Source organism: Nocardiopsis terrae (genome assembly GCF_014651695.1).
GTDB lineage: Bacteria > Actinomycetota > Actinomycetes > Streptosporangiales > Streptosporangiaceae > Nocardiopsis > Nocardiopsis terrae.
Genome location: NZ_BMXJ01000005.1, coordinates 1 through 14,792, shown reverse-complemented (window position 1 = coordinate 14,792; position 14,792 = coordinate 1). Strand labels below are relative to the sequence as shown.

The following is a 14,792-nucleotide window of genomic DNA, read 5'->3' as shown; positions in this document are numbered from 1 at the left end:
CGATCATATTCAGTTTTGGCGATGAAAGCTAGGGGGCGCCGTGCGGACCGCCGCGGACTCAGGCCCGGGCCGCCTCCCCGGCGAGCTCGTGCCTGACCGCCGCACGGCTGGTCGCCAGTGTCTGGGAGATCTTCGCCGCCAGCCGGGCCGAGGGAACGGCGGTGTGCGGACGCCAGGCCAGGGGGTCGGAGGCGCCGCCCACGGGCACCATGGTGGCGCTGGCCCGGTACAGGTACAGGAAGGTGAAGTGCTCGTGAGCGGGCTCGCCCAGGACCGGGTCCTCCGGCACCCGGTGGCTGTCCAGGTCCAGCAGGAGCGGTTCCCCGGCGGACTCGACCTGCTCGGGGAGCAGTCCGGTCGCCTCCGTCAACCTGTTCCGCGACGCCTCGTCCAGCGCGCCGTCGTCACCGGTCAGGTGCCCGCCGGGCAGGCGCCAGGACCCCTGTTCCCCCTCCCGGACCATCAGCACCCGCCAGCACGGGTCGAGCACCACGGCCCCCGCGGTCACGTGCCCGACGCGCAACTCCTTGGCCGAGGAGAGCTCGTGCCCGTCGTCCAGGGCTCGCACCAGGGGACCGGCCGCTTCGACCTCCCTGGGGAAGCGTTCCAGATAGCCGTCCAGCACGGCGCGGATGTGCGTGTTCGGGATGCTCAATGTGGCTCCTGTCGCTCCAGACACGTGGCGCACCCAGGATCGCGGCTCGGCCCGGTGCGTGAACAGTTCCCACGCTGACCGGCGGCGAGGTGGGATCCGAACACCGAGGGGCCTACCGCGGTTCCGCGGCAGGCCCCTTGCTCCAGGTCAGGGCGTTGACGCGGCGGCCTCCCGCTCCTGCGCCTCCTTCTCGTCGGCCTGTGCCTGGGATCGGGCCATCATCCGGTCGTCCACCACACGGATCACCGTGATCACCGCGATCGCCACCCCGGCCACGACGAGCCCGGTGAGGACCTTCCCCGGGTCGCTCACGTCCAGATCGAAGAACCACTGCCCCCACGGCGTCACCATGGCCAGGGTCAGCAGACCCACCATGGAGCCCACCAGCAGCACCTTCCACCACACGTACGGTTTGGCCACCAGCAGCAGGACCCACAGCGTGGTCGCGCACAGCGTGATCACCACCGCCGTGCGGTCCGAGGGGTCGGGCACCGTCCGCCCGCCGAGCACCAGCAGGTAGGTCGTCACCGCCGCCAGCCCCGCCACCATCCCGGAGGGGACCGCCAACCGGAGCGTGCGCAGGACGAACCCCGGCCGGGCGATGTCGGTGTTGGGCGCCAACGCCAGGAAGAACGACGGGATACCGAACGTCACCGCGTTGATCAGGGTCGCGTGCCTGGGAAAGAAGGGGTAGGCCACGGCCAGCAGGCCCACGATGATGGCGAGCGTCATCGTGTACACGGTCTTGGTCAGGAACAGGCTGGCCACCCGCTCGATGTTCCCGATCACCCGGCGCCCCTCGGCCACCACCCGGGGCAGGACCGCGAACCGGTTGTCCAACAGCACCAGCTGGGCCACCGAACGCGAGGCCGGGCTGCCCGACCCCATCGCCACCCCGATGTCGGCCTCCTTGAGCGCCAGCACGTCGTTGACGCCGTCACCGGTCATCGCCACGGTGTGCCCCCGCTCGCGCAGGCCGCGCACCATGTCGCGCTTGCGTTCGGGCGTCACCCGGCCGAACGCCGACCGGTCCTCCACCTCCCGGGACAGTGCCTCCGGTGCCTCGGACAGCTCCCGGGCGTCCACCGGCCGGTCGGCGCCGACCAGCCCCAGTTCGCGGCCGACCGCGCCGACCGAGGCGGCGTGGTCCCCGGAGACGATCTTGACGCCCACGCCCTGCTCGGAGAAGTAGTCCAGGGTCGGAGCGGCGTCCTCGCGCACCCGCTGGTCCAGCACCACCAGCGCCACCGGCTCCACCGTGCCCGGAGCGGTCTCCCCGTCCACCCGGACCGAGGCCCGCGCCAGCAGCAGGACCCGTAGCCCCTGGGCGCCCAGCCGGGCGGCCTCGGCGACGGCGGGCGAGCCGGGCTCGGCGAGGACGTCGGCGGCCCCCAGCACCCAGTTCTCCTCACCCGCGGGTGTGAGCAGGCTCGCCCCGCTCCACTTGCGCGCGGACGAGAACGGGGCCAGGGCCGTCACGGTCCAGTCCGGGGCCCGCTGCCCGGTGGCCGCGCACCCCTCGGCGATCGCGGCCATGCTCGGGTTGGGGTCGGGGTCGCAGTCGGCCAGCGCGGCCAGCACCAGGGCCGGGGAGACCGGAGCGCCGTCCCCGTCCCCCGCGCCGCCGTTCGGCCGCCCGTTCCCCCGGGGCCGCTGTCCGCCCAGGTCACGGATCTGGGCCAGTTTCATGCCGACCTCGGTCAGCGTGCCGGTCTTGTCCGTGCACACCACGTCCACGCGGGCCAGGCCCTCGATCGCGGGCAGCTCCTGCACCAGGCAGCGGTGTCGGCCCAACCGGATCACCCCGACCGCGAACGCGATGCTCGTCAGCAGGATCAGCCCCTCGGGGATCATGGACACCAGTGCCGCCACCATGCCGCGCAGCGCGTCCGCCAACGGGCCCGAGATTCCGCCCGAGACGGGTTCGTCCAGCGCGACCTGGCCGTTCATGAACAGCTGGCTGTAGACCAGCAGGGCGCCGATGGGGAACAGGGCGAAGGTGATCCACCGCAGGATCCGGTTGATCCCGGACCGCAGTTCCGACCGCACCAGCGAGAACCGGCTCGCCTCCTCGGCCAGGCGCGCCGCGTACGCGTGCCGACCGACCTTGGTCGCCCGGAACCGCCCGGACCCGGCCACCACGAAACTGCCCGACATCACCGTGTCCCCGGGCTGTTTGAACACCGGGTCGGCCTCGCCGGTCAGCAGCGACTCGTCGACCTCCAGGCCTCCCGCCCAGGTCACCACACCGTCCACGACGACCTGGTCGCCGACACCGACTTCCAGGACCTCGTCCAGGACGATCTCCTGGGTGGCGACCCGCACCGTGACACCGTCGCGCACCACCCGGGGGCGTGCCGCGTTGACGATCGCGAGCCTGTCCAGGGTGCGTTTGGCGCGCAGCTCCTGGACGATGCCGATCAGCGTGTTGATCACGATGACCATCGCGAAGAGGCCGTCCTGCACCGGGCCGATCACCGCGATGATCGCGAACAGCACGGCGATCATCGCGTTGATGCGGGTGAAGACGTTCCCGCGGATGATCTGTCCGACGCTGCGACTGGCCCGGACGGGGACGTCGTTGGTCCGACCGCCCGCGACGCGCTCGGCCACCTCCTCGCGGGACAGCCCCGGTTCCGGGGGCGGGCCCGTGAGCGCGGACCGGGCCGGGGAGGGCTCGGTCACTGTCGGGGTCGGACCGCGTTCGGTCCGGTCGGCTTCTTCGGGCACGGATGACTCCTGGTCGGTGAGGAGGGCTGGACCGGCGGGGACCCCGGTCACACAAGCCCCAGTGTCAACGCTCACCAGAGTAGGGAGAAACCGGAGTGCAGGGGTCCGCCAGCTCGGAAACCTCGGGGCCGGCCGTCCTCTTCGGCCGGAAACCGAAGGATCTGGGAGGGGAGCCGCGTACCGCACTGGGCCGACGGGGATCCGCGTCGTAGAGTCCCTGGCAAGGGAACTGAACGCGTGGGAGACAACAGATGTGCACCGTCATCGTCGGTTTCGATCCGGGCGCCCGGACACCGCTGGTCATCGCGGCGATCCGGGACGAGATGCGTTCGCGCCCCTGGGACTGGCCCGCGCGGCACTGGCCGGAGCGCCCGGAGCTGGTCGGCGGCCGTGACCGGCTCGCGGGAGGGACCTGGCTGGCGGTCGACCCGCGGCGCGAACGGGTGGCCGCGCTGCTCAACGGTTGGCCCTGGGACGGCCGGATGCCCTGGGAGGGCTCCTACCCGGCCAGCCGGGGTGATCTGCCGCTGAAGGCCCTGGCCACGCAGAACCGCGACCCTCTGGCAGGGGAGGACCCCACCGGCTACGCGCCCTTCCACCTGCTGGACGCCGACGCGCACAGGGCCGCCCTGTACAGCTGGGACGGGCGGTGCCTGGACACCCGGGCGTTGCCCCGCGGGGTGACCACGATCGTCAACACCGGTCTGGACGCCGAGGACCCCCGGGTGGACCGGCACACCCCCGAGTTCGCCCGCACCCGCCCCGATCCGGACCTGGCCACGGCTGAGGGGCTCGGGGTCTGGGGCGAGTGGCCGGACCTGATCACCGAGGCCGCCCGCTCAGAGCCCCGCTCCGCGGGTACCACTCCGGGCGGCGACCCCTCGGGCCTGATCGCCCACGCCGAACTCGGGGACGGTCTTGTCTGGGCCACCGGCTCGGTCACGCTGATCGCTTTGGACCGGGACACTGTTCGGTACGCGTTCACCGAGGACCCGGCCGATCCGGACGCCTGGCGGATGATCGAGGTCTAGGCAGGGGCGGAGCCTGTGTCACGTGCGTGGGGCTTACCTTCACGACCTGTGGAAACGCGAGGGGCCGTCTCGCCTCACCACCCCTCGGGTAGTTCCTGCCACTCCGGCTCCCCACCGTCCTCGTCCGGTCGTGCGAGGAACTGCACCAGTTGGAGCCCGTCGAAGTCCACCACCTGACGACGGCGCTCACCGGCCGTCAGGATGACGAACCCCTGCTCGTTGTCCGCGGTGTGCAGACACACCGCGGCGCCCTCACCCACGGTTTCGCTCACGGCCGTCCACAGCCTCTCCCGCACGCGCGCGCTCATCGTTCCCACGTAGAGCCCCGCCTTCGGCTCCACCATCCACCGGGACAGGGACCCCCGCACACGGTCGGGAACCGCCGTCGTGGAGATCACCACCATCGTGCCCATCAGACGCCGTCCTCGGCGTAGTTCACACCACCGGCCACGGAACCCGCTGTGGGGTCCCACAGGTCCACCACCTGCCAGCGGTCGGGTGAGGTGTCCTCCTCTTCGTCCGCGTCGAGGTCCGGGGCGAGGAGCCGCTGGATGTCGCGCACGATCCTGGGGATCATCCGGTACAACTTCAGCTCGCTCCGCAGCCGGAACCGGGCCGTGCCGTCCGGGCCGGTGGAGTCGTGCAGGGAGAAGGCCAACGGGATCGTTGTCTCCGCCTTGTACAGGTCGGCGACGTCGTACACGAACGAGCGCTGACTCCCTGTGTGCACGAACCCCAGCGCGGGCGAGCACCCCAGGTGCGAGACGACCGAGTGCACCACCCCGTACAGCGCGGCGTTGCCCGCGGACAGCGCCTTGTTCACCGGGTTCTGCTCGTCCCACGACGCGGGGTCGTAACTGCGCTTGAACGGCTTCACCCGGTGCTTGGCGGCGAGTTGCCGGTACAGCGCCTTCATACGCTGCCCCTCCAGCGCACGCAGCCGCTCGATGCTCGTCCCCTCCTCCACCTCCTCCCCGAAGCGCAGCTCGTACATGTGCTGTGCCACGTCCAGGCGGCGGGTGTCATCGGCGTAGGCGCGCACCTGGCGGTCCAGCCACAGCGTGGTCCTGGCCTCGGGGGTCAGGTTGCCGTAGTGCAGGATTCCACCTGCCCCCGAAGCCACCACGGTCGTTCCGTGCCGCATGAAGGTGGCCAGGGCAGGGGCCGTGATCGACGTCCCCGGCCCCAGCAGGACACAGGCCAACGCGGCCGTCGGGATCGGAACCCGGTGCACTGACCCCGCGCCCGCCGCGACCTCGGCGCACACCCCGGTGTCGGTCTGCACGATCCGGCAGATGTCCACGTACAGGAACGACAGGTTGTCCGAGACCCGGGGCAGCATCGCCAGGGTCGGCCGGGCCAGCGCCTTGCGTGCTGCCATCTCACCGTTCACGGAGGTCACCACCCCGCCGGGGCGAGGCTGAGCATCCCGCAGCCGAAGGATTTGCCCCGCCCGATCCCGTTGCGGACCGCCTCGCGTAGCGCGTCGGGATCGCGGACCACCGCGTGCCCGTCGAACCTGGTCACGTGGATGCGCACACCCCGTTTTCCGGTGCGGCCCTGGTCCAGGGAGGGGACAGCGCCCGAGCTGACGACGTCGCTCAGGTCGAGCCCGTGGCGCTGCGCCCGTTCCCGCCACCACTGTTCCGCCTGTTCACCGAAGAGCGGCCTCGTGTACGTGCGCTTACCGGGTTGGGCCAGCTCACCGAGCCGTTCGGCTCGCTTCCCCAACCGTTCGGCGTTCAGATCCGACTTTCCCAACCGCTTGCTGGGGGCTGCCGCGATGCGGTAGCGCACCTCCGTGCCCTTCTCCAGCCCTTCCAGGAAGGGGGTCAGGTCCCGTTCCACCATCGACCCGAACCCGGCACCCAGGGCGTCCGCATTCAGGGATCCGGAGCTCTGAACCAGCAGTACGGGTGCGCCCCGCGTCTCCTCCACCCGGAACAGCAGACCGGCGCGCTGGCGGGGCGACTCCACCCGCTCCTCGCCCAGGCTGTGCGCGGCCAGGCCGATCACGAGGCGGTGCAGTTCCCCCGCGCTGCCGAAACAGGACCGGGCCCGGCGGGAGCCCAGGTCGGGGACGATCTTCGTGAGCCAGGTCAACGATGCTCCTTGACGTAGCGGAACAGGCGTTCTTGGTAGTCGCGCCACCCTCGTGAGACCAGGGAGACGGGAACCGGGACGGAGTCCACCCGCACCTCCCGGCTCGCATACAGGCGCCGGTGTGAGTCGAAGGAGCGCGGCACGTCGTTGAGCGTGGCACGGCTCTGCGCACGCACACGTTCGGAACCGCTCTCGCTGCCCGCGCCGCCCTCCACCACGAGGTCGACGGCCACGGACTCCGCTCCCACGGGCACGCGCAGCCGGGGGAGCGGCACCCCGCCCCGCAGCTCCGCCACCGGGTCGGTGACATCACGGCGGAGCAGGAACAGAGGATCGGGAACGAAGGACCGCCTGCCCAGGTAGGTCTGCCAGTGCGGCGAAGCCAACGCCGTGCCGATGCCCTCGGTCCCCGGACCGGTGACGGCCACGGTGAACACCGCGTCGGCCAGGAAGGCCTTCCTGGTGACGATCGTGGTGGTGTTCTCCGGGCGGCGTTTGCCCTCGGCGGTGGGCACCGTGCGTCCGCGCGGCAGCCCTCCGCCGACCGTCTGGAAATCGCTCATGCGCAGCCCCGGGGAGTCCACACGCACGGTCAGCCGCAGGTCGTCGTACCGTTCCAGCGGCTCGCCGCGTCCCACTCCCTGAGCGGCGGCGAACATCCCCACCAGCCCCGACCTGCTGGGGTAGGGGAGGGTGTCGCGTTCACCGAAGGTGCTGTGCTCCCCCCAACTCTGCATGGGGCCGGCGAGCCGCAGGAGCAGCCCGCTCACGAGCCGACCGGCCCGTAGGCGCCCGCCACGGCGCTCTCGACCAGGGCCGGGAAACCGGTAGCGCGGGCACCCAGGTGTTCCACGGGCTTGGTGTCGATGCCGGTGTGACACTCGGTGACGATGGTGTCGGGCCACCACAGCTCCCCGATCCTGCCCGCGTACTCGGAGAGGCGGTCGCGCGAGGCGGCCGCGAAACCGGACTCGCCCCGTACCGCCGACTCGAAGGCGGGGGCGAACGACACCGGCCGGTCCGAGCGCACCGCCACATAGGCCAGGTCGGGCAGGGTGGCGGCCGCGGTCGCGTTCTGTTTGCCCGAGGGCACGGTGGACAGGAAGGCCCGGACGAACTCCGTCACCAGTTCACGGGCCGTGTCCGTGTCTCCGTCCAGGTTGCGGGCCAGGCCCGCGAGGTCGATGTTGGCGTAGCGGTAGAACGTACCGGTGCTGAACTGGCCCGCGTTCATGTGGCCGCTGCCCCGGTCGTTCTCCTTCGGCACGTCGTCCACGGCGGTGAAGAAGTCGACCTCCACGCTGGTGCCGTGTGTGGTGAAGGCGTGGGCGAACTGCACCGCGCCGTCGACCTCGGTGCTGGGCAGTTCGGCGAGCATGCGCCCGAACAGGTTGACCGTGGCGTTGCGGCTCCTGAGCACGTCCACGATGGCGTCGGCGGGCAGGACCGCCTTGGGGCTCTTCTTCGCCGACTCCTTCGCGATCTCCTCCCGGTGCTCGGCGGCGATGTCGGAGAGGGCGTCGATCGCGGAGACGGGCAGGTAGAACAGCACGGAGGTGACCGGGGGTTCGCCCTCCTTCTCCTTCTCCAGCTTGATCCCGCCCTTGGCCGCGGACAGGACGATCTGGCGGCCCCCGTTCTCGGCCAGCTTCGCGTCCCAGCCCCGTGCCACGAGCCGTTCGGCGATCTGGCCGGTGATCCGGCGGGTGCGCACGGCCGGGTCGCCCAGGTTCTCCTCGACCTGGTGGCGAACCGTTCGCTTCCAGCTCTGGCTGGAGATCCTCGTCCGCTCCGCGCCGCCGTAGACGACCGACTTGGGGGAGCCCAGGTCGTCGCGGTTGACGTTGGAGTAGGGGAGTGTCTGGAGGACGTGGACGTCCAGGAACTTCGGCGTGCTCATGCGGCGCTGCCCTCTTGGTTGGTGTTCTCGGTGGTTTCGGTGTTCTTGGACGCGGTGTGTCTGGCTGTCCCGAGGGAGCGGTGGAACCCCTGGGCCCACTCCTTGGCCACACGGTCGCGCTCGCCGCCCCAGCGGGCCAGGTCCAGGACCAACTGCCCCCAGTCGGTCCGCGCGCCCTGCACACGGGCGTGCGCCAGCAGGCGGGGGAGCTGGGCGTGTACCCCGTCCAGGGACTGGCGGCACAGCAGGTGCAGGCGCTGCTCGGTGGCGTCGGCGTTGCTGATCAGTCCCTCACCCACGGCCGTGCCGAGGGTGGAGCCCAGTCCGTAACGGCCCCCGGGGCCTTGGCCTCCCCCGGGCTCGGAGGGTTCGGGAACGTCGTGTGACTCGGCCGAGTCCTGGGGAACGAATGCCTCGGTTTCCTCGGAGGCAGGCCCTTCGGTTTCCCTCACCCCGTCGGCACCACCCCGCTCCTCAGCGGCCCCTGAGCCCGGACCGTGTTCGGCGTCCCGGTCCCGCACCTGGCGGGGTTGGGCGGCGATGAGGGTCGCGACGGCGTAGAAGGCACGCTCCACGGCCTCCCCCGGGGTCGGGCTCCAACCTGGGCGGGGGCGTTCGTGCAGATCGCCGAGGTAGGGGGTGACGAAGGCGTGCAGGGGCAGCATGGCCGGATCCTCCACGCGACGCCCCACGCCCCGGCGCAGAGTGGCCCGGACCGCGGGTTCGTCCGCGACCCGTCTGGTGAGATCGCGCGCCATGCGGTCGGCCGCGCTGCGGATCTCGGTACGGATGTCGTGCTCGGTGGAGCTGCTCATGCGGCGTCCTCTTCGTCGTTGCGTCCACGGGTCCACCCGTCGAGCAGGCGGCGGCGGTGTTGTTCGACCGCCTTCGCCACCCGGGGACGGAAACAGTAGGAGGCGGTCACCTCGTCGTAGGCCCTCAAAGCCAGCACGATGAAGCCGTTGCCCGGCCCGGTGGAGTCCTCGTCCATGACGGTCCTCCAGAACAGCTCCTCGGCGGTGGACCAGTACCGCGCCGACCCGGCGCGCAGCCACGGGCCCGTCCCGGTCTCGGTTCCGCCGGTCCCGCCTGAGGGGCTGTTGCTCTCCTTCCACGCGGAGGTCAGCGCGTCCCGGAGCCGCCGCCCGCTGCGTTCGGCCGCCTCGCGGGTGGCCCTGATCCTGGTGAGGGCGCGGGTGTTGTCCTCGGCGGAGTCCGAGGACTCCTGCAACCACCGCAGCACCGCGGGGGTGCGGGAGGTGAACCACTGCCGGTCGCGGGTCTGGCCGTCCTGGTCGAAGCCGAAGGCGCGCAGCCGCAGCGCCTCGCGCAGTTCGAGGGGCAGGCGGCTCCTGCTGGTGAGCTGGGTGAACAGCTCGGGGCGGAAGCGTTCCTGGGTGCTTTCCGCCAGGAGCGACTCCAGGTCGCGCCAGACCGCGCGGGAGGCATCGGCAGGGCGCGCGTACTTGCGTCCGTCCTTGCTGGTCAGGTGGATGAGATGGGGGTCCGTGGGTGCGACCTGGCGCTCTCGGAGCGCCCAGGTGACGTGCGCGTCCACCACCTGTGAGCCGTCGGTACCCGGGGTGAGCAGTACCGCGTGGCGGAACTGGTTGACCAGGAGCCCGGCGAGGCCGGTGGACTCCCCGGGCAGGCCCAACGGGTCGGGGAGTTGGTCCCGTTCCCACGGGGCGGGTTCGGGGCTCGCACCCTCGGTCTCCTCCTCGTTCGGGAGGGGAACGTTGACTACCAGGCTCTCGAACAGGTTCCGGCCCATCGGGTGGAAGGAGACGGTGCCGCGCAGCGGACCCGCGGTGCTGTTGGCCTCGGAGCGGCCGTCGACCGTGCGCGAGGTGCAGCGCCCCGAGGGGCCGTAGCCCAGGGTGGCCAGGAGGTGCCAGGAGGCTTCGTCGGGGGAGAGCGGAACCGGGTCCAGGTCGTGGTGGTGGCCGCCCAGCCACACCTGGTTCTGCCCGGCGGTCCGCCCCCAGGCGAGCTTGTTCACCCCGGACGACTTGGCGCACTCCTCTCGCAGCCGTGGGTCCTGGAGCCAGGGGCGCTCGGGGTGGAAGAGGTCGAACCGTTCCTTGAGGGGGCTGAGGTAGGCGTCCACATCCGACTCGGAGAACTCTCCGGCATTGAGGATTTCCCGGCGTCGCTGCTGCCATTCGGAGGCGCCTTCGGAGGTGTCCAGGCCGGTGACCCGGGCGGTGATGAGCGCTAGCACGCGCCACAGTTGCGCGGAGGCAGGAGGCAGGGGGAGTTCGACGTCGGAGAACTCGTGCGCGCGGCACAGCAACTCACGTAGGCCGACCGGTGGACCGGCGGTCCCGTCGGGGAGACGCACGGGAAGCCACGGTTCGGTGGTCAGGTCGAAGGAGGGATGATCTTTTTCTTGTCGCTGGTCAACCATGATAGAGATTGCCTTACTGATGTTCTTCACGCATGTGGAGATGGGCCGGGTCTCACGCGAATCGGTAAGACAGGCTGTCATTAGCCCCACGCACGTGGGGGTGGATGGAGTTGGGATGCTGACCTCCAGTGAAAGTGCCCTGGTGGTCAGCATCACCTCAGCCCAAGAACCTGCTGAGATCCAGCAGAGTTGCGACGAGCAGACCGCTGATGAACCAGCCGATGCTTCGCATCGCGTCCTTGTCGAACGAAACCTGCATGTTCCACCCATCTAGTCGTACAACGAACCTGACCCCTGCCTTCCAAGGGTCAGCCTCTCATACTCGAAGGGTCTAACGCGCATCGGTTATTTTTCTTTGGCCTCCTCCAAGCCGTTCACCGTGCTGAGGAACAGCGCACGCTCACCCAACCGGGCGGGGGTGACGGTGCCGTCGTCAGCGACTCCGTGCACGAGCATCACCAGGTCGCGCAGGTGGAACTCCTCGGCCCAGGACTCTGGCACCCGGTTGGCCTCGGCCAGAGGGGGCTGGGTGTGGTGGTCCGCGCGCAGGGGAATCGTCCGGGAGATCACCGCCCGCAGGTCCTCGTGTTCGACCCGCCCGCGTGGACCCGGTTCGGGGAGCGGACGTGTCTGCTCGGAGTCCAGCCAGCGTCGCCCCCACCGGTCCTCGTAACAGCACAGGACCCGGACCGAGTCGGCGCCGAACCTCGTCGCGAGGAAGTGCTCGCCGAGTTCGAAATCGACGGCCGTGAGCGGATGCAGGTCGTCCCCCAACTGTTTGACGGTGGGGATGACCGCGTTGCGGCCGTGTGCGCGCAGCGCCATCTCCTCGCCGAGACGGCGGATGTCGATCGCCACGTCCTCGATGAGCGTCTCGTCGTCGTGGAGGTCGTCCACCAGCGTCTGCACGTCCTCCGGAACACGAACCGGCGCGCTGGCCCTGCGCCGCAGCAGGTTGTGTGTGCGCATGAGCAGGGAGGGCGGGTACACGAACCCCCACGATCGCGGGAGGTGCTTGGCACTGTCCTCCTCCGCCGGAACCAGGACCGCCATGCGCGGTCCACGGGACCAGGGCGGACGGGCGACGGTGCCCAGGTGTTCGTGCCGCCAGCACCGGCCCGCGCGTTGCAGGAGCAGGCCGACCGGCGCCAGGTCGGTGACCAACAGGTCCACGTCCAGGTCCAGGGACTGTTCGATGACCTGGGTGGCCACGACGACCGCGGATTCGGGGCGTTTTCCCTGTTCCGCGCCCTCCTTGCCGAACCGCGTGATGATCTGGTCGGTGATCGCGGTCCTCTGCTCCTGCGGGAACCGTGCGTGCAGGAGGTGGAGTTCCGGGGCGCGGCCCCCGGCGGCATCGACCTTCGCGAACCATTCGGCCAGCAGGTCCCGGGTTGCCTGGGCCTCCGCGACGGTGGTGCAGATGACCGCCGCGCATCCGCCCTCCTCCACCAGAGGCGCCAGTTGTTCGTGGAGCACGGCGGCGCGGTCCGCCCGGCCTCCGTCCAAGGGGACAGGCGCGAGGTCGACTGTCAGGGGGCGCCGCTCGGTGGTGGGGACGGGCTCCGGGTTGGCGGAGACCGCTCCGGTGCCGGGGTGCACGTGGAGCCATCCCGGGTACTGGATCGAGGGCACGGGTCTGGGCTCGGAGCGTCTGCGCTTCCGGCCCCGGGAACCCTGGAGGTAGGCCTCCACCAGCGCGTTGGCGGTGGAGTGGTGCACGGTGGCCGACAGCAGGACGACGGGGGTGCCGAAGGCGCCCAGCCAGTGCAGCAGGCGTTCGAGCAGGGTCTGCATGTACGGGTCCACGGAGTGCACTTCGTCGATGACCACCACTTTCCCGGCGAGCCCGAACATGCGGACCGCGTTGTGCCGGGAGGGGAGCGCGGCCATGAGTGCCTGGTCGATCGTGCCCACGGACCAGGAGGCCAGGAGCCCGCGTTTGTTGCCCAGCAGCCACTCGGTGATGTCGAAGGCGGAGCGGACCGCGCCAGAACCTGAGTTTTCGCGGGTGCCTGACAGCACGGTGGAGGTGCCGGGCGGGGGTGGTGCGGGTGCGTAGTCCGGGTTCAGCCAGGCCATGGAGTGCAGGAGGGCGAGCGGGGCCGAGGTGGTGGCGCGACGGGTCGCGTACTCCCTGAGCCGGGTGTGCATGTGGTCGGCCGTGGCCATGGTGGGAAGGGCGACGAAGCGTCCGTCCCGGCCGGTGGCCTTACCCAGAAGATCGGAGGTGTGGAGGGCGGCCTCGGTTTTGCCCTCGCCCGGGGGAGCGGTGATCAGGACCAGGCCGCCCTCCGTGCAGAGTTTCGGCAGGTGGCGGGCGAGGGATTCCTGGAGGCCGTTGGGTGTGGTGAGGTTGGGGAAGGACTCCGTGAAGGTCGCAGGGGAGACGGTGAGAGGGCCTAGACCCGCGGAGGTGACGAGTGCGGGGAGTGCGGCGCGTGAGCGCTCGTAGTGTCCTCGCAGAGAGGCGCGGCTGCCATCGGCGGGTGGGGTCCTCAGCTGTTCCAGGATGAAGTGTTCCTGGCTGACCAGCCAGTCCGCGAGGATGACGAGCCCGCAGATCAGGGCGGCTGCGGGGGTCTCCAACCGAGACGGTGGGGCGGGTGCCCCGGAGAGTTCATGAGCCAGGAGCATGGCGCGTTCGCGCTGCTCCTCCCAGAGGCCCTGCGCGAACCCGAACCCGGTGAAGGGATCGCGGAACTCGTCCAACGGGGCGGGGTAGACGCCGTGGTGTCCGCCCAGGAGTTGAGCGACAAGAGCGGCGACGTACTCGTCGTCGGTGTAGCCGAGTTTGGGGAGGGCTGTCGTGAGCCATTCCGCGGTGACGAGCGCGTGGCCCTTCTGCTCGCCGGGTTCGGTTGGGTAGGCGGCGAGGTCTGTGGGGACCTGCTCCTGGAAGTGCCGTACGAGTTTCCCGGTGTCGTGGCACCCGGCCCAGAAGGCGATCAACGAGCGAGCGTGCGGTTCTGCTACTCCCAGTCCGGTGCTGATGCGGTGTCTCAGACCTTGAGGGAGGCAGGCGTCCCAGATCTCCAGGGCAGCGGCGACGCTGTCGAGTGCGTGGCAGACGTAGGGGTATCGCTGGCCGTGAAGGCCGCGTTCTTTGGCCCAGAGCCTGAGATCGAAGTAGGAGGGGGTGTCGGGAGGAACCGCGGTCACGGGGGTGCGCTCCGTGGGTGTGTAGTGGAGTATGTGAGGCGACGCTAGTTCCCTGGCGGTTGGATGCGGGGCGTTTTGTGGTTTGTGGCCGAGTTCGGCCAAATTCCTACTCCTGGGTAGGTCTCGCGGAGATAACGCCCTGCGTTTTCGCAGGTCATTAACTGTGAGCCCCACGCACGTGGGGATGGACCGCCGGTCATGGCGCGCGCCACCGCGGCCGTGTCGTGAGCCCCACGCACGTGGGGATGGACCGAGCTTGTACCGGCCGGAGGTGTACACGCTCCAGTGAGCCCCACGCACGTGGGGATGGACCGGAGACCGCGCCCCGCTCCCATCCCTTCTCCACGTGAGCCCCACGCACGTGGGGATGGACCGGGCACGGGCCAGCTCCGGGACGGGGACATCCTGTGAGCCCCACGCACGTGGGGATGGACCGTCAACGCGGAGCCCAGATCGGGGAACCAGCCCGTGAGCCCCACGCACGTGGGGATGGACCTCCCCGAGGGCGGCCCCGAGTTCGAGGGCTTCGGTGAGCCCCACGCACGTGGGGATGGACCGTCCCGGTTGAGGAGTGGGACCCGTACCTCACCGTGAGCCCCACGCACGTGGGGATGGACCGCAGACGAAGAGCACCCCGCACCGACTGGTGTGGTGAGCCCCACGCACGTGGGGATGGACCGCTGTACCCGATGTCGTCCCAGCCGCGGCTGGGGTGAGCCCCACGCACGTGGGGATGGACCGCCGCCCAGGTCACGATCGAGACCGCCCCCGACGTGAGCCCCACGCACGTGGGGATGGACC

12 protein-coding genes and 1 CRISPR repeat array are annotated in these 14,792 nt (G+C 70.4%); of the genes, 2 read left to right on the top strand and 10 right to left on the bottom strand.

Annotated elements, in window-relative coordinates; all coding sequences use genetic code 11:
* Positions 1–58: 58 nt before the first annotated feature.
* Positions 59–655, bottom strand: a complete 597-nt coding sequence (locus IE195_RS14480; RefSeq protein ID WP_191271653.1) for an NUDIX domain-containing protein — start codon at positions 653–655, stop codon at positions 59–61.
* A gap of 147 nt (positions 656–802) precedes the next feature.
* On the bottom strand, positions 803–3,385 hold the full coding sequence (locus IE195_RS14475) for an HAD-IC family P-type ATPase (RefSeq protein ID WP_373295660.1): 2,583 nt from the start codon (positions 3,383–3,385) through the stop codon (positions 803–805).
* A 251-nt stretch (positions 3,386–3,636) separates the two neighbouring features.
* Here IE195_RS14475 and IE195_RS14470 point away from each other — a divergent pair, with 251 nt between their 5' ends.
* Complete coding sequence (locus IE195_RS14470; RefSeq protein WP_191271651.1) at positions 3,637–4,416, top strand: NRDE family protein; 780 nt, start codon at positions 3,637–3,639, stop codon at positions 4,414–4,416.
* Positions 4,417–4,490: 74 nt separating this feature from the next.
* Here the strand turns inward: IE195_RS14470 and cas2e are convergent, their stop codons facing one another.
* The 7 genes from cas2e to casA are packed head-to-tail and all read right to left on the bottom strand — an operon-like array spanning position 4,491 to position 10,829.
* Entirely contained in the window at positions 4,491–4,829 is a 339-nt protein-coding gene (cas2e, locus tag IE195_RS14465; RefSeq protein ID WP_191271649.1) for a type I-E CRISPR-associated endoribonuclease Cas2e, read from the bottom strand.
* Positions 4,829–5,797 carry a type I-E CRISPR-associated endonuclease Cas1e gene (gene cas1e / locus IE195_RS14460; RefSeq protein WP_191271647.1) on the bottom strand — a complete coding sequence of 323 codons (969 nt, stop codon included), beginning with the start codon at positions 5,795–5,797 and terminating at the stop codon, positions 4,829–4,831. Before cas1e ends, cas2e begins: the two co-directional genes overlap by 1 nt.
* Before the next feature lie 17 nt (positions 5,798–5,814).
* On the bottom strand, positions 5,815–6,519 hold the full coding sequence (cas6e, locus tag IE195_RS14455; RefSeq protein ID WP_191271645.1) for a type I-E CRISPR-associated protein Cas6/Cse3/CasE: 705 nt from the start codon (positions 6,517–6,519) through the stop codon (positions 5,815–5,817).
* Positions 6,516–7,289: a type I-E CRISPR-associated protein Cas5/CasD gene (cas5e, locus tag IE195_RS14450; RefSeq protein ID WP_191271643.1), complete on the bottom strand. Its 774-nt coding sequence runs from the start codon at positions 7,287–7,289 to the stop codon at positions 6,516–6,518. Before cas5e ends, cas6e begins: the two co-directional genes overlap by 4 nt.
* On the bottom strand, positions 7,286–8,419 hold the full coding sequence (gene cas7e / locus IE195_RS14445) for a type I-E CRISPR-associated protein Cas7/Cse4/CasC (protein WP_191271641.1): 1,134 nt from the start codon (positions 8,417–8,419) through the stop codon (positions 7,286–7,288). Before cas7e ends, cas5e begins: the two co-directional genes overlap by 4 nt.
* Positions 8,416–9,234, bottom strand: coding sequence for a type I-E CRISPR-associated protein Cse2/CasB (locus IE195_RS14440; RefSeq protein ID WP_191271639.1), 819 nt, complete (start codon positions 9,232–9,234; stop codon positions 8,416–8,418). The genes cas7e and IE195_RS14440 overlap by 4 nt, the downstream gene beginning before the upstream one ends.
* Entirely contained in the window at positions 9,231–10,829 is a 1,599-nt protein-coding gene (casA, locus tag IE195_RS14435; RefSeq protein ID WP_191271637.1) for a type I-E CRISPR-associated protein Cse1/CasA, read from the bottom strand. The genes IE195_RS14440 and casA overlap by 4 nt, the downstream gene beginning before the upstream one ends.
* A gap of 115 nt (positions 10,830–10,944) precedes the next feature.
* On the opposite strand from casA, the gene IE195_RS14430 reads away from it, so the two are divergent.
* Positions 10,945–11,103: a hypothetical protein gene (locus tag IE195_RS14430; protein ID WP_191271635.1), complete on the top strand. Its 159-nt coding sequence runs from the start codon at positions 10,945–10,947 to the stop codon at positions 11,101–11,103.
* A 71-nt stretch (positions 11,104–11,174) separates the two neighbouring features.
* On the opposite strand, the gene cas3 is transcribed toward IE195_RS14430, so the two are convergent.
* A complete protein-coding gene (gene cas3 / locus IE195_RS14425; protein WP_191271634.1) occupies positions 11,175–13,991 on the bottom strand; it encodes a CRISPR-associated helicase Cas3' in 2,817 nt (938 codons plus the stop codon).
* A 163-nt stretch (positions 13,992–14,154) separates the two neighbouring features.
* Positions 14,155–14,732: a CRISPR direct-repeat array (repeat unit 29 nt; unit sequence GTGAGCCCCACGCACGTGGGGATGGACCG).
* Between the last annotated feature and the right edge of the window lie 60 nt (positions 14,733–14,792).